The sequence below is a fragment of the Candidimonas nitroreducens genome, from assembly GCF_002209565.1.
Classification (GTDB): Bacteria; Pseudomonadota; Gammaproteobacteria; order Burkholderiales; family Burkholderiaceae_B; genus Candidimonas; species Candidimonas nitroreducens.
Map to the genome: position 1 here is coordinate 77,443 of NZ_NJIH01000014.1, position 26,979 is coordinate 104,421.

Sequence of the window (26,979 nt, forward strand, 5' to 3'; positions counted from 1 at the left end):
TAAAGCATTTTCAGTTCAGGTATTTACATGCTGCGAAGCATTGCATTAGGCAAGCGCCACGAAAACCCGGTAAACACTTGAGCCAAACTTGCCCTAGTCCGCTGAAACTCTGAAGCGGCCGAAGTCTGCCCCGGCATGCGGGCGCATCGCGGCATTGCGAAGGCTTGCCGTATCCGGTCACGGCTGCGCGTTGTGCTGCATCCCGCCCGGCTCTTCACGCCCGCACCTCCTGCCGCTGGAACACCACGTAGGCGGCGGCGAACAGCAGGATGCAGCCGGCCACCAGGCCCACCACCTGCGGCCAGACGATCGCCAGGCTCTGGCCCAGCGGCAGCGGCGAGCCCAGCACCGCGCCTTCCAACTGGTCGAGGAACACCGGGCCGATGGCGCGCGTCATCGGGCTGAGTATCGCAATGACCGACTCGCCGAACAACTGCGTGGGCGAGATGCGCTGCAGCGCCTGCTGCCATTCCAGCGTGTGCAGGCTGGGCTGGCCCGACAGCAGCGACATCATGTCGGGCGGGGCGATCACCTGGGCCAGGGCGGGCGCCAGCATGGGCCAGAGCAGGGCCAGGAACAGCCACAGGCCCAGCGCCACCAGCGCCGAAGTGGCCGCCGAGCGGAATATGGTCGAGAACAGAATGGCCACGGCCAGCCACACACCCGCATAGACTAGCGCCACCACCAGGAACACCAGCGAACGGCCGATCTCTTCGCCGCTGGGCGGCACGCCCAGCAGGATCAGGCCCAGCCCGATCACCAGCAGCCACAGGCATATCAGGCAGATGGCCAATGTCGCCAGCCCGGCCAGGAACTTGCCCAGCAGCAGCGCGTCGCGGTACAGGGGCTGCGACAGGATGCGGCTCATGGTGCGCCGGCTGTATTCGCCGTTGATGGCGTCGAAGCCCAGGCCTATGGCCACCAGCGGGATCAGGAATCCCAATATGGCGGCGAAAGAGGGCAGCGGCGCCTGGGCATCGGTGAACAGGCGCAGGAACACGAACGGGTCTTCGGCGGTGGTGCTGCGCACGCCCTGCAGCGCGCCGTACAGCGCCGCCGCGGCCGTAAGTATCACCAGCCATTCCAGCACGCGCATGCGGGCGCTGCTGAAGTGATCCGACAGTTCCTTGAGCGTGACCGCCGACAGGCCTTGCCATGGAGAGCCTTCACGTTGCATGAGCGGGTTCCTCCTGTGTCTTGCCGGACTGAAAGTAGCTGTTGTAGATCGCGTCCAGGCTGGGTTCGGTAACCGACAACTGGCGCAGCGCGGCGCCGGCCTGCACGGCCGCGCGGGCGGCATCGGCGCGCACGTCGCGATTGGCGCGCAGCAGATACGTGTCGTCGGCCAATACCTGCACGCCACTTACGCCGGCCACGCCGCGCAGGGGTTCCTGCAGCGGCGGCCCGGACGCTTCCAGTCTTACCTCGAAGCCGTCGCCCAGCACCTGGCCGGCCAGTTCGCGCACACTGCCGATGAGCGCAATGCGGCCGCGATGGAACAGCGCCACGCGGTCGCAGATGCGCTGCATGTGATCCAGCAGGTGCGAAGACAGCAGCACCGTCACGCCGTCGGATTTCAGCTCGCGGATGAGTTCCAGGAATTCTTCCGTGGACTGCGGATCCAGCCCCGATGTGGGCTCGTCCAGGATGGCCACCCGCGCCTGCTTCATGATGACTTCGGCCAGGCCCAGGCGCCGGCGCATGCCGTGCGAATAGGCGCCGGCGCGCTTGTCTGCGGCTTCGGCCAGGCGCACCTTGTCCAGCGCCTGCATGATGCGCGCACGGCGCTCGGCCGCGGGGAGGCCGATCAGGCGCGCGGTGTAGGCCAGGTTCTCGAACCCGGTCAGGTGGTCGTAGAAGCCCACCGAATCGGGCAGGTAGCCCAGGCGGCGCTTGATGGTAAGCGGCTCGCGCCAGGGGTCGTGGCCCAGCACGCGCACCTTGCCGCCGCTGGCCTCGGTCAGGCCCAGCAGCATCAGGATGGTCGTGGTCTTGCCCGCGCCGTTGGGGCCCAGCAGCCCGAAGATCTCGCCCTGGCCGACGTCGAACGACACGCCGTCCACGGCCGTCGTGGCCCCATAGCGCTTGACGAGGGAGGCCGCCTCGATGACCGGCGCGTTCATCAACGCCGCCCGTATCTTGCCACCGCGCCCACCAGGATCAGGATGGCGATGGCGATCAGCACGGCGCCGATGATGCCCCACAGGCTCGACGTGGTGACCGAGACGCGCAGGTCGCCATTGGCCGACTGGCCTTGCGAGGCGCTTTGCAGATTCACCATGTAGTCGCCCGCCAGCGATTTGTCCGAAGGCGTGATGTGCGCCTGCACTTCGGTGTGCTGGCCCGGCGGTATCTGCTCTACCGACTTGGGCTGGAAGTCGACGCGCCAGCCCGAGGGCGCAGTGGCGCTAAGCTTGATGTTCTGCGCGGGCGCGCTGCCGTCGTTGGTCAGCACCACCGGGAAGGTCGAAGCCTTGCCGGCCTCGGCGCTGGTGCTCATCAGGCCGTTGCGACCGGCCAGGGTCAGGTGCGGCTGGCCCACGATGTCGAGCTTCAGCTTGGTGGTGGCCGTGGTGTCGCCGGCAGCGACGGTGACCGTGATGGGATAGTTGCCCGGCTTCACGAGGTTGGGCGGGCGCACGCTGAGCTTGATGTCTTTCGAGGCGCCGGCCTTGATGGGCACCGAACTTAGCTGCTGGCTGCCGTAGCTTTCGGTGAACGTGGCGTCGAAATACTGGGGCGCCTGTGCGTTCATGCTTACCAGCAAGTCTTTGCCGCTATCGTTCTTGATGGTGAACTGATAGTCGAACGATGAGCTGGGGCCGCCCTTCAGTTCGGGCAGCTTGGCCTCGAGGCTGAGCTTGGAAGGCAGCTGGTCGGCCAGCGCCACGTCGATCGGCAGGCTCAGCTTCTGCCCGCCGCCGTCGGCCTGTACCGTCAGGGTGCGCGTTTGCTTGGCGGCGTCGGCCGGCACCTTGACCTGCAGTTGCAGCGACACATTGGAATCGGTGCCGGGCATGGCCGCGCCCACCGGCTGGCCGCCGCCCAGCAGCGTGGCCTTCCAGCCCTTGGGCACGCCGTCCACGTGCAGCGCCATACGCTCGGGCGCCATGCCGCGATTGTCCAGCTCCAGGGAAACCGTCGAGGTACTGCCGGGGCGCAGCGTGACGGAAGGGTAGTCGGTCAGCAGGTAGAAGCCCTGAACCTTCGAGCCGCTGCCTTCGGCCAGGGCGGCCGAGGCCAGGAACAGGCTCAGCAGAGCCGTCACGAATAGGGAAAGTAGGCTGCGCATGGCGACGTTCTATCTCCAGTTCTCGGCACGGCATCCGTCCGGAGTGGAGGCTGTCGCGCCATTCTTTTTGAAGGACTCTGAGCGCCCGTATCCGAACCCATCGCGACGAAGGCACAGCACCACCCCACAGCCTTGCGGTAGTACCGCAGGCCGCAGTCGCTGCGCGATCTTTATACGGCGGCAACGGAAAGCGTCATTGGCTCAAGTGACAGAAAAAATTGCCACTTTGTTTCAGAATTTATTGTTTCTATATGTAATAATCGGGCCGAAAGAAGGTGCGCGCGGGCGGCGGAACGCATTTCGCCTTGCGCTATGATGGGCGCTGCAAGCCAAGCGCAACAGCGACGGCAACGACAACATCCGGATCAAAAAGGAGACAAGGCAGTGGACGACTTCATGCGAGCCGCCATCGAGGAAGCGAAGCAGGGTTTGGCCGAGGGAGGCATTCCCATCGGCTCGGTCATCGTGCATCGCGGACGCATCATAGGCCGCGGCCACAACCGCCGGGTGCAGCAGGGCAGCGCCATACTGCACGGCGAGATGGACGCATTCGAGAATGCCGGGCGCCAGCCGGCCAGCGTCTACGCCGAATCGGTGCTGTACACCACGCTGTCACCTTGCGCCATGTGCAGCGGCGCCATCCTGCTCTACAAGATTCCGCGCATCATCGTCGGCGAAAATTGCACCTTCATGGGCGAAGAAGAGCTGCTGCGCACCCGCGGCGTGCAGGTCGACGTCCTGCAAGACGAAGACTGCATCGCCATGATGCGCGAATTCATTGCCGCGCGCCCCACGCTGTGGAATGAAGATATCGGCACTTGACGCCGGACACCAGCCGGCCTCATCGGCCGCCGGGCGGTGAGCCGTGAGCCGTGAGCCGTGAGCCGTGAGCCGTGAGCCGCGGGGCGGCTTGCGGCATTCCCGCGCGGTGGTCACCGGTTTCGTAGCCGCCTGTTGCGGGTCGGCTCGGCGCCTGTTCTTAATATCAAAATAATCTATATATAAATTATTAAATGATATGAAATAATATGGCCGGGTCTGAGACAATATAGATCTCCATCCGTTTTTCCTCCTGCACATCATGAAATCCCTGATTTCCTCATTGCTCGCTGCTGTTGCGGTGGGCTTGTCTGCGTCCGCGTGGGCCGCGCAGCCATTGCTTACCCCCACCGAGCTGAATGGCATACGCCAGAATCCGGACGTGCGCGTCATCGATATCCGTCTGCCCAAGGAATACGCCGCGGGCCATATCCCGGGCGCGGTATCGGCGCCTTACGGGCAGTGGCGCGGGCCGGCCGACGACCCCGGCAAGCTGCCTCCCGAAGACAAGCTGGTGGCGCTGGTACGCAGCCTTGGGCTGGACGCCAATACACATGCCGTGGTGGTGTCTTCCGGCGCCGATTCCACCGACTTCGGCGGCTCGGCCCGCGTCTACTGGACGCTCAAATACCTGGGCCTGACCAATCTTTCCATCCTCAACGGCGGCCTCAAGGCTTGGGCCGGCGCGGGGCTGGCGCAAGACCGCCAAGTGCCCAGCGTCGCGCCCACGCAGTATGCGGTACACCTTGACGAAAGCCTGATTGCCACCACCAAACAAGTGGCCGCACAGGTCAACAACCCGCAGACCCGCCTCATCGACGCGCGGCCGCGCAAGTTCTACCTGGGCGATGTCAAGGCCCCGACCGCGCTGGTTCCCGGCACCATCAAGGGCGCCGTCAGCCTGGAAAACGGCAAGTGGTTCAAGCCCGGCACGTCGATCTTCGTCGACCCTGAAAAGGCCCGCCAGATCGCCGCAGCCGAACTGGCCCACCCGGCACAGGAAACCATTTCCTTCTGCAATACCGGCCACTGGGCCGCCACCGACTGGTTCGCGCTGTCGGAAGTCGTGGGCGTGAAGAACGTGCGGCTCTATCCGGCTTCGCTGGCCGAATGGACGCATGATTCCAGCCTGCCGATGCAGAACGTACCCAGCCGCGGCAAGCAGATCCTCATGAAACTCAAGGGCCTGGTAAGTTGAGCAGCGCAGCAGCAGTGGCGGCCGCGGCTCCCGCCCAAGCGGCCGCTGAAGCAAGGGCCGACAAGGGCGGCGGCGGGCTGCGGCGCGTTCTTCTGGCGGTCGCCATCCTGGCCTTCGTGGCCATGCTGGCCTGGTTCGTAGCCTTGCGTCAGGCGCTGCTGTTCCTGGTGGGCCTGGGCATGGGCGCGGTGCTGGCCGGGGCGCGCTTCGGCTTTACCACCGGCTGGCGCAATTTCATCGAACGGCGCGATCCCAGCGGCATACTGGCGCAGCTATTGCTGCTGGCGCTGGCCGCCGTGGTGTGCATGCCCATGCTGGCGGCCTATCCCGGCGACCTCATGGCCGCGCTCGGCCCCCCCAGCTTCAGCCTGCTGATAGGCGCCTTCGTCTTCGGCGCGGCCATGCAGGTGGCCGACGGCTGCGGCTCCGGCACGCTGTACAAGGCGGGCCTGGGCATACCCCTGAACACCGTGATCCTGCCGGTATTCGCCATCGGCAGTTTTCTTGGCTCGGCCACGCTGGATCGCTGGCTGTCGCTGGGGGCGCTGTCGCCTTACGGGCTGGTCGCGCACCTGGGCGCAGGCGAGGCGCTGGGCCTGACCCTGCTGGGCCTGGCCCTACTGGCGGCGCTGGTGCTGTGGCGTTCCGACCGCGCGGCGCCGCGCATGAGCCGCAAGCTGCTGATCGGCGCGATACTGCTGGCGGTACTGGCGTCGCTGAACCTGGCCATTGCCGGCCAGCCCTGGGGCATCGTCTACGGCTTCGGGCTGTGGGCCGCCAAGCTCGCCACCGCCGCGGGCCTGTTCGATCCGACCGTCAATCATTTCTGGAGCGAGGCGGTGAACATGAAGACGCTGCACCAGTCGGTCTTCCTCGACGTCACCTCCATCACCGACATCGGCATCCTGGCTGGTGCTTTGTGGATCGCGCTGGGCAAGCCGCGCTCGCAGTCCAAGCCCCTGACCGGCAAGCAATGGCTGGTGGGTGTGGTTGCCGGCCTGCTGCTGGGCTACAGTTCGCGCCTGGCCTTCGGCTGCAATATCGGCGCCATGGTCAGCGGTATATCCACCGGCAGCGTGCACGGCTGGATCTGGGTCGCCATGGCCTTCCTCGGTTCGCTCGTCGGTGTGCGCATCCGGCGTCACTATGCATTCTGACCAGGGGCGACATAGTGAATAAGCCTTTGCTCACCACCATCTTCTGGGTCGCTCTCCTGGCCTTCTTCGCCTGGGACTGGGCGCACAGCGCGCCGGTCGACGTGCGCCATGAACCGCCGCTGATCGCGCTGGGATCCGGCCAGGCGCCCAGCGGCGGCCACTGCGCCGCGACATATTGATTCCTGTGGGCCCGCGGGTTCGCGGGCTCTATCTTTCCCCTTTAGAGCATTTCCAGTTCAGGTGTTTACATGCTTCGAAGCATTGCGTTAGGCAAGCGCCACGAAAACCCGGTAAACACTTGAGCCAAACTTGCTCTCTAGCCGTGCAGGCTCTTTATAAGAGCCGCGATGGCAGCCGTACGGCCGCGGCAGGCTGCGGCGCCGCCGGATCCGGTCTACGCCTGCCGGCCCGGCTCCTGCCGGTCGACCGAGGTGGCCGTGATCAAGGCCGCAAGCGCGGCCGCGGCGCCTATCAGGAACACCACGGCGTAGCCCCAGCGGTCGGCGAACCAGCCGGCCAGCGGGCCGGTGCCGGCATAGGCCAGATCCTGGAATGCGGCGAAGCCGCCCATGGCCGTAGCCCGCAGGTGCGGCGGCACGCGCCGCACCACCTCCGCGCCCATCGACGGGTACACCAGCGAGCAGCCGCAGCCGGTCAATACCGCGCCGGCCAAGGCCCAGGCCGGCGCGGGCGCCAGCCACAGCAGCGCCTGCCCGGCGGCTTCCACCAGCAGGGAAACCAGCGCGACCGGCCGCCCGCCTAGTCGATCCGGCAAGTGACCGAAGAACAGCCGCACCACCACAAAGCCCACCGAAAACCCGCTCAGGCCTATCCAGGCGCTGGGCCAGCCGCGGTCGATGTAGTACAGCGATAGAAACGCGCCTATGGCCGCGAAGCCTACGCCCTGCAGACCCACCACCGTGCCCGGCGCACCGATGCGGCCCAGCAGGCTCCAGAACGAGACGCGCTCGCCGGGCTGGCCGGCAATCGCCGGCAGGCAGCGGATCATGGCCAAGCCGACCAGCGGCAATAAGGCGCTGGCCAGCATCACGCCGCCGAATCCCCAGTGGTGGTACAGGGCCAGGCCCATGGGAGCGCCCACGGCGAACGAGCCGTACATGCCCATGCCCATCAGCGCCATGAAGCGTCCGGCCTGCTGCGGCCCCGAAAGCGCCACGCCCCAGCCCAGCATGCCGACCACCGCCAGGCTCTCGCCCAGCCCCAGCGCCAGGCGTCCCAGCAGCAGCACGGCGTAGGCGGCATGCGCCGGCAGCGCGCGCCAGACCGCCAGCATGCAAAGCAGGCTGGCCAGCGTGTAGACCAGCAAGCCTATCGTCATCACCGTTTTGCCACCGCGCTGATCGGACAGGCGGCCCGAGCGCGTACGGGTAGCGATAGTAGAGACAAAGGCGATACCAACCGCCAGCCCGCCAGCCAGATTGTTGAATTTCAAGCCATCGGTCACGTAAATGGACACTACCGGCAGTGACATGGCCACGCTCAGGTAGGAAAGAAACAGCGCAAGCGTCAGCCACCACAAATGCAGGCGGTGAGCGGAGTATGTGGAAGTAGTCATGAAACGAGCAGTCCTCGGGTGCGAAAAGCAGTAGAGGCCGCTAAAGGGGAAGGGCGGACACGTCAGCGCGCCCGCCGATACCGATTATCGGCGCGGAGCGCGTTGGTTGACGTGGAACGCTTACGGTCGGGACGGGCGCCGCGCCGGCACAGCGGCGGCGGGCTCGTCAAACGCCGTCATTTTTGCAAAAGGCCGCGAGCCAGTCAAACCCGGAGGCGGGTGCGGAGCACGCACGCGGGCTTGAGCACCCTTGCCGGCTATTGAGCTATTGCGCTATTGCGGCCAGGCCGCAATGATCTTGTCGGCCATCGCGCGCAGCTTGGCCGCATCTTCCATCTGCGCGGCGTGCGGGCGCAGCGGCTCGCCATTCTGGCGCGGCACCACGTGCACGTGCACGTGCGGTACGGTCTGGCCGGCGGCGCGGCCATTGAACTGCGCAACCAGTATGCCCTCGGAGCCCAGCGCCGTCTTGACCGCGATGGCCGCCTTGCGCGCGCTGCGCATGCAGGCCATGGCGGCCTGTTCCGACAGTTCGAAGATTTCGGCGGCGGGCTCTTTGGTAAGTACCAGCACGTGGCCGTCGGCTTGCGGCATCACGTCCATGATGACCAGCGTGTGCTCGTCTTCGTACACCTTGGTGCAGGGCGCTTCGCCGCGCAGGATCTTGGCAAAAATATTCTGAGGGTCGTAGCTCATGGCGGTTCGTTTATAGGGCGTAAGAAAGGGACGTAAGAAAGAGATCTGTAAAGCGAGGAAAGAGAATCGGCGGGCGTTGAGCGGGCAGGGTGGAGCGCATGTAGTTCGACTGGCCCTGTGCGCGACAGCCCCGCCCGCCGATGATGTTCCGGCACAGCGCCGGCGATGCTATGGCATAGTATAGCGGCCGTGCCGATGGCGGCGCGGCCCTCGGCGCCTGGCGCCCCGGCATGTCCCGCCGGCGCCGGCTTGCCGCCGTCGTGGCCGCCTGTCTGCAGTCGTCATGGCCGTCGTCTTGCATGTGGCGGGCCCGCCACATGCAAGACGGTTCACATGGGTAGCCGGCCCCTATAAATGCTATACTGACCGGTCACATTGGGGTCGATCCGGTTTCGACGTGGGTCGCGAAACAGAGCAGGGCATGTCGAGCACCAGTAAGCTCGTAAATCCACTGGAAACTTACAAACGCCAACGACGAGCGTTTCGCTCTGGCCGCTTAAGCGGTGAGCCACTGCACTGATTTGTCTTTGGGTCAGGTGGGGCAACCCACAGCAGTGTCATCTACAAAGAATCGGGCCTTGCCAGGTCACTGGGTAAGGTCTTAAATCAAAGTGAATCGCCAAGGAAGGGCCTGTCGGTCGGCACGCTCCGAGGTTAAAACTCAAAATTGATCGAATAAACATGTAGAACTGCCTGCAGAGGGCTTGCGGACGCGGGTTCAATTCCCGCCGACTCCACCAACCCATACTTCAAACCCGCACGAACGCCAAGTTCTGCGGGTTTTTTTCTGCTGCGGCTGGCATGGGCGCTCGGCGAATGCCTGTCCCCCTTTTATGAGGAAGAGCCCGGATCAATTTTTGCTCAACCCTGAGATCGCCTTCTCGAGATCGTCCAGCAAATGACCGGTCGCCACCTGGTCGATAAACGGGGCTTCGGTGATGGCGCGTACCAGGCTCGCAAGATCACAGTCTCCATTATCTATGCAGCCCGCCTTCTCGAACAGCGGCCGCAAGGTGTCGGCGCCACGGTATTTTTCATAGGTGTACATGAGCAGATCGCGCTCCAGGTCGGCGCTGGACAAGCCGTCGAACGCCGAACCGCAAGCGCAGGAAATCCCTCCGGAAAGTGCCATATGCGCGGCCGTTGCCCGCCGCCAGGCGGCCACCAGGCCGATGGCCCGCAGGGCCAGATTGTTGCTTGTCGTGCTGGTGGCTGCCATGGGTAGCGTGCTCCTTTAGTGGATGCTTACATGACCGTAGCGGCCGTCGTTGCCGTCGAACTGCGCAAGGCCTGTGTGGCCTGTTTATCGACGGTACCATCCGCGCACAAGGCGACGCGGTATTTTTCCCTTGCGTTGCTCACGCTGACGTAGCCTTGGCGCACGTCCTGCGCCACTTGCTCGGGGTCGCGCTGTTGCGGCGGGCCGAAACCACCGCCTCCGCCGGCGCGCAGGAACAGGCGGTCTCCTGGCCTGAGCCGCTGGTTGCGGACTTTGCCGGTGTGCGCGACGGAGGGATCTTCGCCTCCGGCCACCACGAACACTTCATTGGCTGCCCCGGCATGGCCGCCCTCCAGGCCCCAAGGGGGGCAGTGCATGCGATCCGATTGCACGTCGACCGAGATGGAGGCGCGCGCGCGCACGACGGTTTCCGTCCCCAGGCCGCCGCGGTGGCGGCCGGCTCCTCCGGAATCGGCCCGTAAAGCCTGGCGTTCGATCAGGATGGGGTACTTGGCTTCCAATTGTTCACACGGGCTGTTGTGTGTGTCGCCGTCGTTGGAGCAGACCACGCCACTCATTCCGTCTTCGGTTTGCTTGGCTCCCCAGCCTCCGCCGGTAGGGCCGACGAAACCGATGAAGAATTTTCCGTCACGCGGAGAGACCCCGTGGAAGAGTGCGATCACGAGATCGGCATGGTGTGCCGCAATGGTGCGATCGGGGATGGCTTGGGCCATTGCCTTGAAGATGGTGTCCACGACAGTCATCGGGAAGGTCATCCATTTGCGCATGGCGGCCGGCTTGCTGGCGCTGACCACTGTGCCTTCCGGCACGACCACTTTCAATGGCCGGAAGCTGCCCTCATTGATGGGATAGTCCGTGGGCGACGTGAGGCATTTATATGCCACTTGCGCGCAGGAATAGCCGGTGCTGGGCCCCGAGTTGAAGAAGCCCCTGACTTGAGGGCTGACTTCCGAAAGGTCGACGGTGATTTCGTCTGCGCTTTTGATCACTCGAACCTTGATGGGAACGCGCGCACCGATGTCCAGTCCGTCGTCGTCCATGAATGATTCCGCCTCATAGACCCCGTCGGGAATCGAGCGGGTGCGGGCGCGCGCCGCGGCCTCGGATAGATCCATGATGTTCGCGATCGACTTCAATACCGGTTCACGCCCGTAGCGCTGCAGGATTTCGCTGAAACGCCGGTGCCCGGTGTTGACGGCGACGATTTGCGCACGCAAATCGCCCATCGCGCGATCGGCCAGGCGCACATTGGTCTTGATGATGCGCACCAGATCTTCGTTGGTGCGCCCCGCATCCTGGTATTTCATTACCGGAATCTGGATGCCTTCGGAATAGATGTCCGAGGTTACGCCGCCGAGTGCCCCCCCTACATCAGGCCAGTGCGCCATGCAGCACGCCCAGCCGCTGAGTTTGCCCTCAAAGAATATGGGTTGGCTGAATGTGAAGTGGTTCAGGTGGCTGCCGGTAATGTATGCGTCGTTCGTAACCAGGATGTCCCCGGGGCCGATCGAGCCGTTTCCCGGTTCGGCGTAGTGTGCCAACTTGGCCTTGATCGTGTTGGACATGCCGCGGATGAAGCTCGGCAGCCCGATGCCGATGGAAATTGTCTGGCCTTCGGCGGTGAAAAGACCGACGGTGAAGTCGAGCGCCTCGTAGATGATCATGTTGTAGGCCGTGCGCATGAGGTTGGTTTTCATTTCCTCGGTTACGGCCAGCACGCCGTTGCGCACGATTTCTGTTAACACTGCGTCCGCGTGCTTGTGTTGGGTGGGTGTGTTCATGCCGATTTGACTCCCAGATCGATTCTCAGATTGCCGTAGATATCCACCTCGAGTTCGTCGCCCGGCAGCACTACGGTGGTGGACGCGTGTTCTTCCACGAGGGCGGGCCCGCTGATACGGTTGCCGGCCAGCAGATGGTCGCGGTCGTACACCTTGGTGGGCACGGCCTTGCCGGTTTCGCTGAAGTACACATTGCGGGTTGGCCGGAGCGCCCGGGGCGGCGGTGCGGCATCGCCTTGCGGGATCTGTTCCATGGGTGGCTTATCCATGACGCCGATTACCGTGGCGCGCAGCGTGACGATTTCCACTTTCTCGGCCGGCGCGCAGGTTCCGTAGCGGAACTGGTGCACGTCGTCGAAGCGTGCTTTCAGCGCCGTGCGGTCGCGCGCGGTCAGCATCGAGGTCGTGATGTCCACGGCCACCGAATGTTCTTGCCCGACATAGCGCATATCGGCGGCATAGTCGACTTTGACATTGGCGGTTCGTACGTGGCTTTCGTCGAGAGAGCGGTGTCCCAGCGCGGCTAGCTCGCCCAATGCCTGCTCCAGCTCATCGAAGTCGAGCTCTTCCAGCTTGCGGAACGTGGTGCGTACGTTGTCGTAGCGCAGATCCGAATGCAGCATGCCGAAGGCGCAGAAATGGCCGGGCGCGCGCGGAATAATGAGATGCTGGATCCCGATTTCACGGCCGATAGCGCTTGCGTGCAGCGGGCCCGCTCCACCGTAGGCGATCATTGGAAAGGCCGCGGCATCGAAGCCTCTTTCGGTCGAGACCCCCTTGACGGCGTAGGACATCTTGGTAACCGCGATCTGCAAAATGCCTTCGGCTGCCGCCACGGTGTCCAGCCCCAAGGGCACCCCGATATTGGCATGGATGGCCTGCGCGGCTGCTGCGGCGTCCAGCGGCATCTCGCCTCCGAGAAAGTTGTGGGGATCCAGGCGCCCCAAAGCCAGATTCGCATCCGTTACTGTGGCGAAACTGCCGCCGCGGCCGTAGCAGGCGGGCCCGGGTTCTGCACCCGCGCTGCGCGGGCCGACGCGCAGCGCACCGCCCAGGTCGACCTCGGCGATGCTGCCTCCTCCGGTGCCCACTTCGAACACGTCCACCAAAGGTATCTGGATCGGCAGGCCTTCGTTGTAGCCGCCGACCATCGCGAGATTGGTGGTCATCACGGTATCGTCATGAATCACGCCCGCTTTGGCGGTGGTGCCCCCCATGTCGAAAGCCACCGCATCTCGCAGCCCGAGCGCCCGGCACAGGGCATGGGCGCCGATTACCCCCGCGGCCGGCCCTGACTCGAGCATGCGCACGCATTGCCGCTGCGCTTGATGCGATTCATAAAGGCCGCCTGTGGATTGGACGATGAGGAATTTGCCGTCGAAACCCGCCTGCTGCAGATGTGCGTCGATCTGCGCGACATAGCGGCTCACGATCGGCCCGATGAATGCGTTGGCGACAGTGGTGGAGCAGCGCTCGAATTCCCGGTATTCCTGTGACAGCTCGTGCGAGGCGGTGACGAACACATGAGGCAGGCGCTGCTGCACGATCGCCTTCACGGCGAGTTCGTGAGCGGGGTTGGCATAGCAGTGCAGCAATAGAATCGCCACAGCCTCTATGCCTTCTTCGATCATGCGGTCGCAGATCAGGTGAACCCCCGCTTCGTCCAGGGGAGTGTCCACCTCTCCTTCGGCAGTCAAGCGTTCGCGCACCTCGTAGCGCAAGCGCCGCTCGGCCAGCGGGACATGTTTACGGAAGAAGAGGTTATACGCATCGGGCCGATTGATGCGGCCGATCTCGTAAATGTCCCGGAACCCCTCGGTGATCAGCAATGCCGTGCGTGCGCCTTTGCGCTCCAGCAGGGTATTGATGGCGACGGTCGACCCGTGCAGGAAGGTTTCGGCTTGCCCAAACGAGGCGTTGGCTTTGCCAACGCCGCTGGCTATGCCGTCGACCATCCGGCTCGGTGTGCTCAGCGCTTTGCCCAGGGACAGTGCGCCATTGACGGGGTCGAAATAGGCGACATCGGTGAATGTGCCGCCGATGTCCGCGGCGAGCCTGCTGCCTTTTTGCATGTCAAGCCTCCGCCAGCAGGTTTTCGTCGCATACCGTATTGCGAAGCACGCCTATGGCATCGACTTCGATTTCTACGACATCGCCGTGTTTCATGAATACCGGAGGGTTGCGTTTGGCGCCCACTCCGCCTGGTGTACCGGTTACGATCACGTCGCCCGGCGCCAACGGGACGAAGGTGGAAATGTAGGCAATCTGCTGGGGGATATTGTGGATCATCTTGTTCGTCGTTGTGCGCTGCATTTCCTCGCCGTTCAGGCGCGTGACCAGTGTCATTACTTGCCCGGGAGGGATTTCGTCGGCGCTTGTCATCCACGGGCCGAAGGCGCCGGTGCGCCAGAAGTTCTTGCCGGCCGTCCATTGAGAGGTCGCCATTTGCCAGTCGCGTATGGATCCGTCGTTGTAGCAGGCATAGCCGGCAATGTGCGACCAGGCATCGGACGCCGCGATACGGCGCCCGCCGCGGCCGATGATGATTGCTATCTCGCCCTCGTAGTCGAACCTGGCCGATTCGGCGGGGCGCACGAGCGCCGCGCCGTGCGCGAGCTGGGACGAGGGAACCCGTAAGAAAAGTGTCGGGCTTTCGGTAACTTCACGCCCCGTTTCGCGCACATGTTCGCCGTAGTTGAGGCCGACGCATATGATCTTTTCGGGGTTCGGGATGACCGGCAGGAGCTTGATATCGGCGAGCCGCAGCGTAGCCTCGTGGCTGCGCGCGTAGGCCATGGCTTCGCCCAGCAGGTCGCGGGTGATAAGGGCTTTCAAGTCATAGGCCTGTCCTGGAAAGGCCGGGCTCAAGTCGTGTACGCTGTCGCCCTGCTGGATACCGCAAGAGGCACGGCCATCTATTTCAAAACTGATGAACTTCATAAAGAGCCTGTCCTGATAGAAGAAAGAGAGTTGGAAAGGTGCAAAGGAGGCTGCAGCGCGCTCAGGCAATGGCCCGATCTACGATCAATACCACTTTGCCCATCTGCTGGTTGTCGTCGAGGATTTGCTGCGCAGCCGCAGCCTGCTCGAGCGGGAAAGCGGCCTGCACCAGTGTGCGGATGCGCCGTTGCGCAAGCTCGGGCCATACGTATTGGACGAGTTCATTGGCAATTTTTTGTTTGAAGGCGGTGTCGCGCCGGCGGATCTGCGCGCCGGTAAGCGTCAGGCTGCGCTGCACGAAAGAGCGGGTGCGCAGAGTCGAGTACTCGCCGCGATGGTTGCCGATCAGGGCGAGACGGCCGCCTATGGCCAGCAGTCCGACTTCGATGTCGACATAGTCGCCGGCCTGTGAATCCAGGATCACGTCGAACCCGCGCTCGCCCGCAAGATCGCGCAGTGCCTGGCCCCAGGCTGGGTCGTGATAATCCACGCATTGGGCGCCGTAGGCCTCGCTGACGCTGCATTTTTCGGCACTGCCGGCGGTGGCGAACACGCGCGCATGACGCAGCACGCGCGCCATTTGAGTGGCGGCAAGGCCCACGCCGCTGGTGCCCCCCTGAATCAACAGCGCTTCGTTCCTTTCCAGTCGGGAAAGTTGGAAAACGTTGTGCCAGGCCGTGAAGAACACTTCGGGCAGTGTCGCCGCTTCCGTCAGGCTCAGTCCGGCGGGCACGGGCATTACCTGTCCTTGCGGTACGGCGCATAACTCCGCATAGCCGCCGCCGGTGGACAAGGCGCAAACTCGGTCGCCTGGGCGGATGCGTTCCACAGCGGCGCCGACCCGTTCGACGATGCCGGCGGTATCGAGGCCGGGGATGTCCGAGGCGCCCGGTGGCGGATCGTACAATCCCTTGCGTTGTTGCACGTCCGGGCGGTTCACGCTAGCCGCCGCTACGCGGATGAGTACGTCGTGTGGACCGACGCTGGGCTCTGGCCGCTCGCACAAGCGAAGTACGTCAGGCCCGCCAGGTTGGCTGATTTCAATGGCTTTCATGGATTCTGCAGTCAGTGTTGGCCTAGTCCAATTGGATGTTCAGCTTCTTTACGATGGCGGCCCATGTTGCGGAATCCCGACGTATGAACTGGTCGAACTCTTGCGGCGTCCACTGGGGCGCCTGCAGGCCGTCATGAGTGATGATCTGCTGGACTGCGGGCGAGGCCATGGCCTTTCGCACCTCGACGTTGAGCCGTTGCACGATGTCGGCTGGCGTTCCCTTCGGCGCGAATACGCCGAACCAGGACTCTTGCGTCATTTCCGGGTAGCCTAGTTCTTTGAATGTCGGCACTTCGGGCAGTAGCTTCATTCGCTCCGCGGAGGTAACCGCGAGTGGCCGCAATTTGTGCGTGCGCAAGTTCGGCATGGAAGTCACGGCCGTATCGATGAAAAATTGAACCTGGCCCGACAGCAGGTCGATCATTGCGGGGCCCGCCCCGCGGTAATGCACACTGGTGATAGGGACATGGGTCGCTGCAGCCAGCCGCTCGTTGAGCAGGTGAGTGACGCCGCCCACCCCCAGCGAGACTGCGTTGACCTTGTCGGGCGCGCGTCTTGCGTAATCGAGCAATTCCTGCAGCGACTGGGCCGGTACGCCCGGATTGACGCTCAACACATAAGGCGTTGTTACCAGGGGCGCCACGGGTATGAAATCGTCTGTGCGGTAGGACGAATGCTTGGTCACCAACACGTTGACAGAGAATGCCAGACTGTTGACCAGCAGCGTGTAGCCGTCCGCCGGCGCGCGCGAGGCTGCGGCCGAGCCGATCATGGTGTTGCCCCCGCCGCGATTTTCCACGTAGACCGCTTGGCCCAGCGATTTGGACATTGGTTCGGCAATCATGCGCGCCAGCTGGTCGGTGGAGCCGCCTGCAGGATATGGAACGATGAGTTTGATTGGGCGGGAAGGAAAACGCTCTGTTGCCGCGCCGTGGGCCTGTATCTGCACGCCAAGCGCTCCGAAAGCCAGCGTGCTGCAAATTAGTGCTCGACGGGGTAGGTCGATGGGCATGTCTGTCTCCGATGATAAGGGTGGTTTGCTTTTAAGGTAACCATGGTTACCAATGAAACCGATCGTATGGTAACATGGGTTACCTTAACTCTGTCAACCAAGGGGCGAGACATATGAGCAAGATCCCGGAAATCCATGAAGAGAAACAGACCGAGACCATCGCCGGCGTAGAGAGGGCCTTGTTTATCATCGAACGACTGGCCGATTCACGGGAGGGCTTGTCGTTCACAGAAATCCTCAATCTGCTTGGAGTGAATAAATCCATCGCGTTCAAGCTGCTCAACACCCTCATCGCAACCCAGTACGTCTTCAAAGACGAGCACAGCGGCAATTACTGCCTGACCTACCGGATCAGCAATGTCGGCATGAGAAAGATGTCGCGTTCGCGGCTGTTGAATCAGAGCCAGGTGATTCTGCGCGAACTGGCGGATCAGACCGGAGAGTTCATTCGGCTGGCCGTTGTCGAACAGGACGCCATCACGTGGGTGATGTCGATTCTGACGAAGAAGCGAATACTCCAGATCGACCCGAACTACAGTACGGAAATCACCTTTCATACGCACGCCGCTGGCAAGGCATGGCTGGCCACACTCGACCCAGCCGATGCGCGCCGCCTGATTCTTGCGCGTGGGCTGCCGCGTATGACTCCGCATTCCTTGGTGGACATCAAGAAGATCATGGCCGACCTGCGCCTGACGGCCGAAAGGGGCTACGCCATTTCGTACGAGGAACACGGCCTGGGCGTGGGGGCGGTAGGCGCTCCGATCCTTATCCGGCCGTTCGATCAGGACGAGCCTTTGTGCGTGGGGGTCATAACCCTGGCCGCGCCGGTGGCTCATATGGATCGCCCTGCCCTGGAGCAGTGCGCGCCCAAGGTCATAGCCGCGGCAGAGAAGCTGGCCGCCGTCTGGCCGCAAGTCCGCGTAGGAGAACTTCATGAAGAAGCCTGATGTTCTCGTGATCGGCGGCGGCGGTGCTGGCCTGGCCGCGGCCATCACGGCAGCCGAGGCCGGCCGCTCGGTTCTGCTGCTCGAAAAAGGCGAGCGTCTGGGCGGCAGCACGGGGTGGTCGATCGGCTCGATCACGGCGGCGGGAACGCCCGATCAGCGTGCGGCAGGGATCCAGGACTCCTGGAAGGATCATCTGGCCGATATGCCGGCTTGGGCCGCAGATCTGGCCGCGCGGGACAACATGGCCTTGTGCGAAGTGCTGACTCGCCATGCGGCCGACGCCGTCGCCTGGCTGCGCGAAAGCGGCGTGGAATTCATCGGCGTCTTCGAAGAACCGCCCCACAGAAAGCCGCGCATGCATAATGTGCTGCCCAACTCTGGTTCATACATCTACCATTTGTCGCGACGGGCGCGCCGAGCCGGCGTGCAGTGCCTGCTGCAGACCCGGGCCGAGAAACTGCTGCAAGATGCCGATGGCCGCGTCGTGGGCGTCCAGGCCTGCGGGCCGGATGGACAGTCCCGGATCCTGAGTGCGGAGGCCGTTGTGCTGGCTGGCGGCGATTTCAACGCCAGCCGTGAATTCAAGATTGAGTTCGGCAATGCGGATCAGACGGGCATCCCTGCGGTCAACAGTCTTGCTACCGGAGACTGTCAACGGATGGGGCGTGTGGTGGGAGGCCGGATCGTCAATGGCGACATTGCGCTCAACGACCCGCGTTTCAGGTTTGCGCCGCCTGCACGCCGGCCTTGGTTCTTGTCGCTGCCTCCCGTTCGGCCGATCACTACCATCATGCGATGGGCGATGCGCGTGTTGCCGCCAAGGCTGGCGCGTCCGTTCATCATGAGTTTCGTCACGACGGCCTTGGCTCCCGAAGCGCATCTGCTCAAGTTGGGCGCCGTGCTGGTAAATAAAAACGGTGAAACATTCTTGCGCGAAGGCGAGAAGATCGGCCATGGCATCGCCAGGCAGCCGGACAATGCCGCCTGGCTGTTCATGGACGGCCCTCGGCTGCAGCTTTGTTCGCACTGGCCGAACTTCGTTTCCACCGCGCCAGGTGTCGCGTACGCCTACATTGATGACTATGAGCGCAACCGCCCCGATCTGTGCACGCGGGGCAAGGAAGTCCGGACACTTGCGGTACGCAACAACATGCCGGTGGAGGCGCTGCAACAGGCGGCGCAATCGGCAGGTTTCGAGAGCGGCCCATATCTATTGCTGGGGCCCATCCACGCGGTGACGGTGATTGCGGATGGCGGGCTGGCGGTCAGTCCACGCCTGGAGGTTCTCGATGCCGCAGACGCACCTATTCCCGGCCTGTATGCGGCGGGATCGGCCGGGCAGGGGGGGCTGCTGCTCAAGGGACACGGCCACCATCTTGCATGGGCGTTCGTCTCTGGCCGTATAGCGGGCCGGCTGGCGGCCGACGAGGTGCGTCATGGCGTCGTGCCGGTGTCGCCCTTTACATGCGTTTCAAAGCGAGGCGAGGCTTGAAGCTGGAAGCGAAACCGACAGATGCCCCGGCCGTCCTGATCGTGGGCGGCGGTATGGCAGGATTGTGCGCCGCCGTTTCGGCGCTCGAGGCGGGCGCGGCCGTTACCGTCATAGAAAAAAGCAAACGGCTGGGCGGATCGATGCGGTTGTCGAATGGCCTGGTGTGGACATTCAAGGAAGCTTCTGCGCTTCGCAGCGAAGTTCGCGGCAACGAGTCTTTGCAGGATATGGTGTTCGAGAGCCATCTTCAGGATCTTGGCTGGCTCGAGAGCCAAGGCGTCGAATGCGGCCCGGTTCGTCCGTTCCAATGGTACGGCCAGGGGCGGACGGTGGCGCCGGATCAGGTGATCTCTGCCATGGTTCGCCGGGTCGAGCTGCTGGGCGGCCGGATCCGGACGGACGTTGCAATGCACCGGCTGCGGCCCGTGCGCAACTGGGGCTACGAGGTGGATGTGTACTTATCCGAGACTGACACGAGCACGCTGGAGGCGGATGCCGTCATTCTTGCGACGGGCGGATTTCAGGGCAACCCGGAATTGGTTGCACGCTGGATCACTTCCGAGACGGACAATATCTATCTACGCGCCAATCCGTGGAGCACCGGAGACGGCCTGACCGCTGCGATGGAGCTGGGCGCGGCCTTGACGAGAGGCATGGGCGAGTTCTATGGCCATGCCATGGCCGCGCCGCCCGCGCGCTTCGGGCCGCGGCAATTTTCCGATATGACGCAACGATACGGAAACTATGCATTGGCATTGAATCTCAGCGGCCGCCGCTTTGTGGACGAGTCGGCCGGCACCGGAGAGGAAGCGCTGAATGCCGAGATAGCCAGACAGGAAAAAGCGACGGCGATATACATTATCGACAACGATATTGCAGCGATGTCGCGTGAATTCGTACTTGCGCCGCCTCATGTCAGCGTGACCCGTGCCGAGGCCGCTGGCGCTTCGGTCTTACGGAAGGACAGCATAGAGGCGTTGGCCGATTCGCTAAAGGCCTGGGGCCTGCCCGCGCAAGAAGTGTTGAATACGATTCAGGCATTCAACACTGCATTGGCGGCCGGTACGGCCGATCAACTCGTGCCGCCAAGAAGGCGTAACTTGCACCCCATAGCAACGGCGCCATTCACTGCCGTCAAGGTGCGGGCGGGCATCACTTTCACTTGCGGCGGCCTCGCCACGGATGTGGATATGCGGGTTCTGCGGCGAACTGGAACGGTTTCCACGCTTCCGATGTTGTTGGCGGACACCGCGGACGTCGACTATTGTGCCTTTCCGAATCTTTATGCGGCGGGGTGCGATGTCGGAGGATTGAGCAACCGTGGTTATATGGGAGGGCTGGCCTGCGCACTCGTTACGGGACGCAAGGCCGGCGCCCAGGCAGCAGCATCGGCCCGTGTACGTTAGCTGAGGAAGTACGGCGCCGACCCGGTAATCCGGGAAGGCCGATGCTCGAGCTTACAGGGAACCTTAACAGGGCTCCTCCGGCTTACCCTTCGATGCGGCCCGCGCATTCGCCAAAACCGATACGCGCGGCGCCGGTGCGTTCGCAGAACCCTCGAAAAAGGATCTCGTCCCCGTCTTCCAGGAAGCTCCGGGTTTCCCCATTGGGCAATGCCAGAGGGCGCGTTCCTCCCAGCGTCATTTCCAAAAGGCACCCGGCTTCGGACAGGCCGGAACCGGACACGGTGCCACTGGCCACTAGATCGCCGGCAAGCAGATTGCATCCGTTGCTGGTGTGATGTGCGAGCATCTGGAAAATCGTCCAGTATTGGCCGTCGAAGTTCGACCCGCTGATTCTCTCAGGAGATATGCCTGCGCCGCGCATTTTCGGTGTCTGCAGAAAAACCTCGAGCTGCAGGTGTATTCCGCCATGCGTGCGATCTTGCGCATCGTCGAGATGGGCGAGCAGGTCGGGGGCGTCGCGGCCCCGGTCGGCAGCCGCCACGCGAAATGGGGCCAGCGCTTCCAGCGTGACGATCCAGGGCGAGACCGACGTCAGGAAACTCTTGGCAAGAAATGGGCCGAGCGGCTGGTATTCCCAAGATTGAATATCCCGGGCAGACCAGTCGTTGACCAGGCTCAAACCGAAGATATGGCCCGGCGCGTCGGCCAGGGCGACGGTTTCGCCGATGGCATTGCCTGGGCCGACGTAAAAGCCCACCTCCAGCTCGAAATCCATGCGCTGGGTCGGGCCGTAAGACGGTAGGCTGGCGTTCTTGGCGCGCGACTGCCCTTTGGGCCGTCTGACCGACGTTCCGCTGACCGCCACCGACGACGCCCGTCCATGGTAGGCAATGGGCATATGCTTGAAATTCGGCAGCAGCGGCGCATCGGGGCGCATCATCCGGCCGGCGTTGGTGGCATGATGGATGGAGGTGTAAAAGTCCGTGAAATTGCTGATGCTCGCGGGAAGCCGCATTTGCGCGCATTTGCGATCCACGAGGCAGCTTTCCGCCGCTTTTGTGGCGCCACCCTGCCTGAGCAGCCTGGAAAGACCCAGGCGCAGCGCGGCCCAATAGTCGGGGCCGAGTTCCATCAATGCATTGAGTTGCCCGCTTTGGCAGGCCTTTGCGGAGACTTCCGCCATTCCCGTGAACGAGCCGGCCTGTGCAGCCTCGGCTACGTCCAGGATGCTGTCTCCAATTGCGACGCCTACTCGCGGCTTGCCTGCGCGCGCGAAAACGCCGTAAGGAAGGTTCTGAATCGGAAAATCGGTGCCGGCTTCGTTTGCGCCGGCGACCCAACTCGTCAATAGCGGGTCATGCGTTTCGTTCAGTTCAACCGGCATGTCGCGATTCCCCTGTAAATGGGCCCTTGGGCGGCCCGCAGTCGCGCTGCTTTCGGATGCCGCGGCGGGGCCTCACAAAGCCGCGGCATCATGCCTATATCAATTAGGTGTGATCCCGGCGGATTTGACAATCTTTTGGTACATCGCGATTTCCTCGCGGATCTGTGCACCGAACTTGTCCAGTTCCGTGCCGACGGGTTCGGCGCCCAGGGAGACAATTTTTTCCATGATATCCGGCCGTGCGAGCAGCTTCTTCAGCTCGGTATCCAGCTTGATCGCAATGGGCTGCGGCAGATGGGCGGGGCCGAGCAGTGCCAGCCAGGTTTCACTTTTCATGCCTTTGATGCCCAGCTCGGAAAAAGTCGGGACATCCGGCACGAATGAAGAGCGCTTGTCGGTAGCGATGGCAAGTGCCTTCAAGCGCTTGTTCTGGACAAAAGGAAGGGCTGAATTGACCGCCGACCAGGAAGAATCGGTCTGGCCTCCGATGACAGCCTGGATCGATTGATTCGACGCGGCATAGGGGATGGCATTGTAGCGGGTTCCGGTGATCAGACTGAACTGTTCCCCTGCGATGTGCAGCGAGGTGCCGATGCCCGAGAATGCGAAAGTGATTTTCCCCGGCGCGGCCTTGGCCGCCGCTATGTATTTCGCCACGGTGTCGTACGGAGAGTCGCTCCTGACCACCAGCATGTTCGGCGAAGCCGCCAGTAACGTTATCGGCGTGAAGTCCTTGATCGGGTCGAAGGGCAGCGATTTTCGTAGCGCCGGATTGATCGTAAAGGCATTGGACGTCAGCAGCAGCGTGTAGCCGTCGGGCTCGGCTCGAGCAACCTTGTGCGTGCCTATGATGCTGGTGGCGCCCACGACATTTTCCACCACGACCGGCTGGCCGAAATCCTTGCCGATCTCTTTGCCCAGAACCCGGGCAAGCACATCCGTGACGCCGCCTGCGCCGAACGGCACGATGATGCGGATAGGGTGGTTCGGGTAGTCGCCCGCGCCCTGGGCTTGCGCACAGCCCGACCCCAGATAGGTGGCGGCCATAAGGCTTGTAAGAACGAGTTTCCAGCGTTTCATGTCATTGTCTCCGGTTTGCCTGTTCTAGAATGAGGGCGCGCCAACTCATGCGCGCCGCAGTTTTGCCGTAATGTCTGGATCCAATCGGCCTTGTTCGTCGATTTCCACCAGGTAGTCGCGGCGTGCGGCCTCGCGCGAGACGTAGCCGTTCTCGACATCTCTGCGAACCCGTTCGGGATCCCGCTCGCGTGCCGGCCCGTAGCCGCCGCCTCCGCCCGTCTTGATAATCACCCGATCGCCGGCGTTCAGTTCGTGATCATCCTTGAGGACTCTCAGGATTTCGCCGCTGGTCCGGTGGATCTCCACGTCGCCAGGCTTTCCGGCGCCGCCTCCGGCGAGGCCCCATGGCGGGCACTTGGTTCGGTCGATTTTCAGGTTGAGCCGGCAGGGGCCCGTGATGTGGTATTGCTTGATCACTCCGACCCCTCCGCGCATGCGGCCCGGGCCCGCGGAATCTTGACGGATTTCATAGGATTCGAGGCGATAGGGGTGAAAAGCCTCCTGCATTTCCACCGGCACGTCGGAGGTGTCGCCGTGGACATTCGAGCGGGACGGGCCGTAGCCATCCATCGAGGAAGTGGCGCCCCAGCCGCCCACGCAGGTGTCGAGGTGGAAAAATTGCGCCCCTGTCGCGGGGCTGATGCCATGGAAGGCGTGCACGCCGTAGGTGCCGTGGTGGGCCGCGGCGACTCTGTCGGGGAAGGCGTCGGCCATCGCTCTCAGAATGGTGTCGACCACGGTGGGGATCATGTTGCCCGAACCGCCGATGGCCGCATCGGGGCGCGCCGAAAGGAACTTGCCTTCCGGAATCTCGACTTCCAGGGGCCGGAAGTCTCCTTCGTTGACCGGATCGTCGGGAGAAAACAAGTATTTGATTGCGATGCGGGCGGCCGCTACGGCACCCCCGTTGCGGCCTGCGTTGAGAGGGCCGGGCAACTGATCCGCCACATTGGAGAAATCGACCTTGATCCGATCGCCGTCGACCACGACGCGCACGCTGATGGGCACAATCTTGTCGAGGTAAAGGCCGTCGTTGTCGAGGAAGGACTCGGCGGTGTAATCGCCTGACGGCGCGGCCTTGATGGCGGCGCGGGCGCGTTGCTCGGCAATGTCCCACATCGAATGGACGGCGGCATGGTAGGTCGCGCTTCCGTACTTGTTTACGATTTCGGCGACCATGTCGCGCCCCATGAGGCAGCCGGCGATCTGAGCCTCTACATCGCCCAGCAGCATTTCGGGAAAGCGCGTGTTGTATTCGATCATGCGGAACATGTCGGCGCGGCGTTCGCCGCGATCGAACAGCTTGACACTGCGGAACTGGACACCTTCCTGAAAGACTTCGGTGGTGGTGGTGGAACTGCACGATCCCACCATGATGCCGCCGATGTCGATCCAATGCATCAGCACGCAGAAAAAGGCGGTGACTTCCCCATCGTCGCCGTCGACGCGCACCGGCGTATACATCACCACGTTGTTCAGATGCTGGCCCAGCGTACCCGCGTGATTGGAAATCACGATGTCCCCGCGGCGAAGCTGATCGAGCCCGAACAGGGCGATGCCGTCCTTTACCGCCGTGCCCAGTGCGTTGGCGACGAAGATCGCGAGGCTGCCGCGCGATTGGGAAATCAGTCGCCCTTGCGAATCGACGATGCCGACAGCGTAATCCTTGTATTCGTTGATCAGCGGCGAAAAGGCCGTGCGCGTGATGTTTTTATCTATTTGGTTGGGAATGGAGACCAGTTCGTGCTTGATGATCTCCATGGTGATGGGATCGAAAGCCGTGCGTTCGGCGACCATGGAGGATTCGGAGACTGCGTTCATGGGGGATCCTTATTCCGTGCCGCAACGAATGACGATTTCGCCCAATTCGCCGATGCGTGCGTGATCGCCGGGCATCAGGATCGTGGTCGAACTGTATTCTTCGATGACGGCCGGGCCGTCCAGCAGGAAGCCCGGCGGCAGGGTGTCCCGGCGCCAGACGGGGACGTCGACGCGGCCGTGCGGGGCAGGGAAGTAGACCGAGCGCCGGCCGGTGGGCTCGGGCGTGCCCGCGGTTGCATGGGCGCCTATCAGGCCTGCCAGCTCGGGGCGGGGAATTTCCACTTCGGTGCCGAGGCGGACACCCAGCACTTCGACCGGGTTTTTTTCGTTGGCATGGCCGTAGCGGCGCTTGTAAATGTCGCCGAACGACGCTACGAGGGACTCGATCGTCTGGCCCGGTTCGAACGGTACGCGTACGGTGTGCTTTTGTCCCCGATAGCGCATGTCCAGGGCTCGTTCGTAGCGGATCTGTTGCGCCCCGAGTTCGGCGTTCAGCGTGGCTTCGGCGCTGGCTTCCAGTTCCGCGAAGGCGGCGTTGACGAGTTCCAGGGCATTGCCCGAGGCGGCGGTCACGACTGTACGCGCAAGGTCGACCCGGGCGCCGGCGATCAGCATCCCCAGTGTGGAAAAATTGCCGGGATGCGGAGGAATTATCACCTCGGGGATGCGCAGGCTGCGTGCCAGGATGGAGCCGAACAAGGGGCCGCCGCCGCCGAAGACAAACAAGCCGAATTCGCGCACGTCGTGGCCGCGTTCGATGGTGATCTCTTTGATTGCCGAGGCCATCGTGGTGGTGGCCAGATCGAGTATTCCCTGTGCCGCGGCATCGGTGCCGGGCTCTCCCCGATATCCCAGGGGGTCGGCCACCTGGCGGCGAATCGCGGCGCGCGATGCCTCGTCATCCAGGCTGAGCCTGCCCTGCATGAAGTTGCCGCCCGAGATGCGCCCCAATGCCAGATTCGCGTCGGTAACCGTCGGCTCGACGCCGCCTCTGCCAAAGGCCACGGGCCCGGGCTCGGAACCGGCGCTGCGCGGCCCCACGGTCAGGATGCCGCTGGCGTCGACCGCGGCGATCGATCCGCCGCCGGCGCCTACTTCGACAATGTCGAGGACGGGGGTCTTGAGCGGAAAGCCATGGTCGTAGCCGCCGACATAATAGATGGGCTGGACTTCGAACTGGCCGTCCTGGATCAGCGCGCACTTTGCCGTCGTGCCGCCCATATCGAAGGCTATGACTTTCGGCATGCCCAGCGCACGCGCATAGGCGGCGGCGCCGATACATCCGCCGATGGGCCCCGATTCCACCAGCGCCACCGGCTGTTCCAGGGTGCGGTCTACTGAAAGAACGCCGCCATTCGAGCCCATCATGTAGAACGTACCTTCGAATCGGCGCTCGCGTAGGCAGGCATCGAAGGTGCCGATATATTCTTCCATTTGAGAGCCGACATACGCGTTGGCCGCCGCCGTGGAGACCCGTTCGTATTCGAACCACTCTCGGGTCAGGGCGGTTCCGCAGGTGATGTAGACGCCGGGCAGGGCCTTGCGCAGCAGCGACACCGCCGCTTCCTCATGCGCCGGATTCGCATAGGAATTGACGAACGAGACGGCAACGGCTTCGGTTCCATCGTGCTTGAAGCGTTCGGCAAGGGCCTGCAGGCCTGCCGTGTCCAGCGGCCGGATCTCTCGTCCTTGGGCATCCATGCGTCCCTCGACCTCGAATCGATGGGTTCGTGGAACCAGGGGTTCATCGCGGCGGTACTCGAGCGCGAAGGGCACCGGGCGATTGCCTCGGCCGATCTCCAGGGTGTCGCGGAAGCCGCGGCTTGCGATCAGCGCTGTATTCGCGCCGGTACGCTGGATGAAAGTGTTGATGACATGGGTCGTGCCGTGCTTGAACAGGATGGCATCTTCCAGGGCCACGCCCGTGACGTTCAGGCCGTCCAGCGCTCCTTCGACCAGATTGCCGTAATTGGTCAGCGTCTTGCCGTACTTGACTTCGCCTTTTTCGGCGTCGTATACCGCGACGTCGGTGAAAGTGCCTCCGGTGTCAGCCGCAACCATATAGCGCATACGCTTGTTCC

General features: G+C 63.3%; 22 protein-coding genes and 1 other RNA gene. 8 read left to right on the forward strand and 15 right to left on the reverse strand.

The features are described from left to right. Window positions 1-214 precede the first annotated feature (214 nt). From CEY11_RS21850 to CEY11_RS21860, 3 genes are read right to left on the reverse strand one after another with little or no spacing between them, the layout of a single operon-like run. Window positions 215-1,177 carry an ABC transporter permease gene (locus CEY11_RS21850; RefSeq protein ID WP_143323014.1) on the reverse strand — a complete coding sequence of 321 codons (963 nt, stop codon included), beginning with the start codon at window positions 1,175-1,177 and terminating at the stop codon, window positions 215-217. After that, window positions 1,167-2,123 carry an ABC transporter ATP-binding protein gene (locus tag CEY11_RS21855; protein ID WP_143323017.1) on the reverse strand — a complete coding sequence of 319 codons (957 nt, stop codon included), beginning with the start codon at window positions 2,121-2,123 and terminating at the stop codon, window positions 1,167-1,169. The genes CEY11_RS21850 and CEY11_RS21855 overlap by 11 nt, the downstream gene beginning before the upstream one ends. After that, complete coding sequence (locus tag CEY11_RS21860; RefSeq protein WP_088605550.1) at window positions 2,123-3,292, reverse strand: COG1470 family protein; 1,170 nt, start codon at window positions 3,290-3,292, stop codon at window positions 2,123-2,125. The genes CEY11_RS21855 and CEY11_RS21860 overlap by 1 nt, the downstream gene beginning before the upstream one ends. Window positions 3,293-3,676: 384 nt before the next feature. On the opposite strand from CEY11_RS21860, the gene CEY11_RS21865 reads away from it, so the two are divergent. The 4 genes from CEY11_RS21865 to CEY11_RS25610 all read left to right on the forward strand — a co-directional run bounded on the left by CEY11_RS21865 (window position 3,677) and on the right by CEY11_RS25610 (window position 6,645). Further along, window positions 3,677-4,114, forward strand: coding sequence for a nucleoside deaminase (locus tag CEY11_RS21865; protein WP_088605551.1), 438 nt, complete (start codon window positions 3,677-3,679; stop codon window positions 4,112-4,114). A 259-nt stretch (window positions 4,115-4,373) separates the two neighbouring features. Beyond that, window positions 4,374-5,309: a sulfurtransferase gene (locus CEY11_RS21870; RefSeq protein WP_088605552.1), complete on the forward strand. Its 936-nt coding sequence runs from the start codon at window positions 4,374-4,376 to the stop codon at window positions 5,307-5,309. Between the two features lie 77 nt (window positions 5,310-5,386). Then, complete coding sequence (locus tag CEY11_RS21875; protein WP_088605605.1) at window positions 5,387-6,466, forward strand: YeeE/YedE thiosulfate transporter family protein; 1,080 nt, start codon at window positions 5,387-5,389, stop codon at window positions 6,464-6,466. A 14-nt stretch (window positions 6,467-6,480) separates the two neighbouring features. After that, complete coding sequence (locus CEY11_RS25610; protein WP_198958964.1) at window positions 6,481-6,645, forward strand: hypothetical protein; 165 nt, start codon at window positions 6,481-6,483, stop codon at window positions 6,643-6,645. Window positions 6,646-6,860: 215 nt separating this feature from the next. Here CEY11_RS25610 and CEY11_RS21880 read toward each other — a convergent pair whose 3' ends face one another. Further along, window positions 6,861-8,042, reverse strand: coding sequence for an arabinose transporter (locus CEY11_RS21880; RefSeq protein ID WP_088605553.1), 1,182 nt, complete (start codon window positions 8,040-8,042; stop codon window positions 6,861-6,863). 273 nt (window positions 8,043-8,315) lie between these two features. Then, a complete protein-coding gene (locus CEY11_RS21885; protein ID WP_088605554.1) occupies window positions 8,316-8,738 on the reverse strand; it encodes an HIT family protein in 423 nt (140 codons plus the stop codon). Window positions 8,739-9,115: 377 nt separating this feature from the next. On the opposite strand from CEY11_RS21885, the gene ssrA reads away from it, so the two are divergent. Continuing rightward, window positions 9,116-9,478, forward strand: a transfer-messenger RNA (tmRNA) gene (gene ssrA / locus CEY11_RS21890). Between the two features lie 110 nt (window positions 9,479-9,588). Here ssrA and CEY11_RS21895 read toward each other — a convergent pair. The 6 genes from CEY11_RS21895 to CEY11_RS21920 all read right to left on the reverse strand — a co-directional run bounded on the left by CEY11_RS21895 (window position 9,589) and on the right by CEY11_RS21920 (window position 16,765). After that, the gene (locus tag CEY11_RS21895; protein WP_088605555.1) at window positions 9,589-9,957 is read right to left on the reverse strand and encodes a hypothetical protein; all 369 of its coding nucleotides are present in this window, start codon (window positions 9,955-9,957) and stop codon (window positions 9,589-9,591) included. 26 nt (window positions 9,958-9,983) lie between these two features. Continuing rightward, entirely contained in the window at window positions 9,984-11,759 is a 1,776-nt protein-coding gene (locus tag CEY11_RS21900) for a hydantoinase B/oxoprolinase family protein (protein WP_088605556.1), read from the reverse strand. Beyond that, window positions 11,756-13,831 (reverse strand): hydantoinase/oxoprolinase family protein, encoded by a 2,076-nt coding sequence (locus CEY11_RS21905; RefSeq protein ID WP_088605557.1) that lies wholly within the window; start codon window positions 13,829-13,831, stop codon window positions 11,756-11,758. Before CEY11_RS21905 ends, CEY11_RS21900 begins: the two co-directional genes overlap by 4 nt. 1 nt (window position 13,832) lies before the next feature. After that, the gene (locus CEY11_RS21910; protein ID WP_088605558.1) at window positions 13,833-14,699 is read right to left on the reverse strand and encodes a fumarylacetoacetate hydrolase family protein; all 867 of its coding nucleotides are present in this window, start codon (window positions 14,697-14,699) and stop codon (window positions 13,833-13,835) included. Window positions 14,700-14,760: 61 nt separating this feature from the next. Then, window positions 14,761-15,753 carry an NAD(P)H-quinone oxidoreductase gene (locus CEY11_RS21915; RefSeq protein WP_088605559.1) on the reverse strand — a complete coding sequence of 331 codons (993 nt, stop codon included), beginning with the start codon at window positions 15,751-15,753 and terminating at the stop codon, window positions 14,761-14,763. A gap of 22 nt (window positions 15,754-15,775) precedes the next feature. Beyond that, complete coding sequence (locus CEY11_RS21920) at window positions 15,776-16,765, reverse strand: Bug family tripartite tricarboxylate transporter substrate binding protein (RefSeq protein ID WP_088605560.1); 990 nt, start codon at window positions 16,763-16,765, stop codon at window positions 15,776-15,778. 113 nt (window positions 16,766-16,878) lie between these two features. Between CEY11_RS21920 and CEY11_RS21925 the strand changes: the two genes are divergently transcribed. The 3 genes from CEY11_RS21925 to CEY11_RS21935 are packed head-to-tail and all read left to right on the forward strand — an operon-like array spanning window position 16,879 to window position 20,613. Then, the gene (locus CEY11_RS21925; protein ID WP_158215410.1) at window positions 16,879-17,715 is read left to right on the forward strand and encodes an IclR family transcriptional regulator; all 837 of its coding nucleotides are present in this window, start codon (window positions 16,879-16,881) and stop codon (window positions 17,713-17,715) included. Then, complete coding sequence (locus CEY11_RS25980) at window positions 17,702-19,207, forward strand: FAD-dependent oxidoreductase (protein WP_088605562.1); 1,506 nt, start codon at window positions 17,702-17,704, stop codon at window positions 19,205-19,207. The genes CEY11_RS21925 and CEY11_RS25980 overlap by 14 nt, the downstream gene beginning before the upstream one ends. Then, entirely contained in the window at window positions 19,204-20,613 is a 1,410-nt protein-coding gene (locus tag CEY11_RS21935) for an FAD-dependent oxidoreductase (protein ID WP_158215411.1), read from the forward strand. Before CEY11_RS25980 ends, CEY11_RS21935 begins: the two co-directional genes overlap by 4 nt. Window positions 20,614-20,695: 82 nt before the next feature. Here the strand turns inward: CEY11_RS21935 and fahA are convergent, their stop codons facing one another. From fahA to CEY11_RS21955, 4 genes are all read right to left on the reverse strand, one after another. Next, window positions 20,696-21,997, reverse strand: coding sequence for a fumarylacetoacetase (fahA, locus tag CEY11_RS21940; protein WP_088605564.1), 1,302 nt, complete (start codon window positions 21,995-21,997; stop codon window positions 20,696-20,698). A gap of 99 nt (window positions 21,998-22,096) precedes the next feature. After that, window positions 22,097-23,077 (reverse strand): Bug family tripartite tricarboxylate transporter substrate binding protein, encoded by a 981-nt coding sequence (locus CEY11_RS21945; protein ID WP_088605565.1) that lies wholly within the window; start codon window positions 23,075-23,077, stop codon window positions 22,097-22,099. 45 nt (window positions 23,078-23,122) lie between these two features. Continuing rightward, window positions 23,123-24,898, reverse strand: a complete 1,776-nt coding sequence (locus CEY11_RS21950) for a hydantoinase B/oxoprolinase family protein (RefSeq protein WP_088605566.1) — start codon at window positions 24,896-24,898, stop codon at window positions 23,123-23,125. A gap of 9 nt (window positions 24,899-24,907) precedes the next feature. Next, on the reverse strand, window positions 24,908-26,968 hold the full coding sequence (locus CEY11_RS21955; RefSeq protein ID WP_088605567.1) for a hydantoinase/oxoprolinase family protein: 2,061 nt from the start codon (window positions 26,966-26,968) through the stop codon (window positions 24,908-24,910). Window positions 26,969-26,979 lie beyond the last annotated feature (11 nt).

Coding starts and splice junctions, on each gene's coding strand:
- CEY11_RS21850 (WP_143323014.1), bottom strand. CDS start 1,177: ATGCAACGTGAAGGCTCTCCATGGCAAGGCCTGTCGGCGGTCACGCTC.
- CEY11_RS21855 (WP_143323017.1), bottom strand. CDS start 2,123: ATGAACGCGCCGGTCATCGAGGCGGCCTCCCTCGTCAAGCGCTATGGG.
- CEY11_RS21860 (WP_088605550.1), bottom strand. CDS start 3,292: ATGCGCAGCCTACTTTCCCTATTCGTGACGGCTCTGCTGAGCCTGTTC.
- CEY11_RS21870 (WP_088605552.1), top strand. CDS start 4,374: ATGAAATCCCTGATTTCCTCATTGCTCGCTGCTGTTGCGGTGGGCTTG.
- CEY11_RS21880 (WP_088605553.1), bottom strand. CDS start 8,042: ATGACTACTTCCACATACTCCGCTCACCGCCTGCATTTGTGGTGGCTG.
- CEY11_RS21885 (WP_088605554.1), bottom strand. CDS start 8,738: ATGAGCTACGACCCTCAGAATATTTTTGCCAAGATCCTGCGCGGCGAA.
- CEY11_RS21895 (WP_088605555.1), bottom strand. CDS start 9,957: ATGGCAGCCACCAGCACGACAAGCAACAATCTGGCCCTGCGGGCCATC.
- CEY11_RS21900 (WP_088605556.1), bottom strand. CDS start 11,759: ATGAACACACCCACCCAACACAAGCACGCGGACGCAGTGTTAACAGAA.
- CEY11_RS21905 (WP_088605557.1), bottom strand. CDS start 13,831: ATGCAAAAAGGCAGCAGGCTCGCCGCGGACATCGGCGGCACATTCACC.
- CEY11_RS21910 (WP_088605558.1), bottom strand. CDS start 14,699: ATGAAGTTCATCAGTTTTGAAATAGATGGCCGTGCCTCTTGCGGTATC.
- CEY11_RS21915 (WP_088605559.1), bottom strand. CDS start 15,753: ATGAAAGCCATTGAAATCAGCCAACCTGGCGGGCCTGACGTACTTCGC.
- CEY11_RS21920 (WP_088605560.1), bottom strand. CDS start 16,765: ATGCCCATCGACCTACCCCGTCGAGCACTAATTTGCAGCACGCTGGCT.
- CEY11_RS21925 (WP_158215410.1), top strand. CDS start 16,879: ATGAGCAAGATCCCGGAAATCCATGAAGAGAAACAGACCGAGACCATC.
- CEY11_RS25980 (WP_088605562.1), top strand. CDS start 17,702: ATGAAGAAGCCTGATGTTCTCGTGATCGGCGGCGGCGGTGCTGGCCTG.
- fahA (WP_088605564.1), bottom strand. CDS start 21,997: ATGCCGGTTGAACTGAACGAAACGCATGACCCGCTATTGACGAGTTGG.
- CEY11_RS21945 (WP_088605565.1), bottom strand. CDS start 23,077: ATGAAACGCTGGAAACTCGTTCTTACAAGCCTTATGGCCGCCACCTAT.
- CEY11_RS21950 (WP_088605566.1), bottom strand. CDS start 24,898: ATGAACGCAGTCTCCGAATCCTCCATGGTCGCCGAACGCACGGCTTTC.
- CEY11_RS21955 (WP_088605567.1), bottom strand. CDS start 26,968: ATGCGCTATATGGTTGCGGCTGACACCGGAGGCACTTTCACCGACGTC.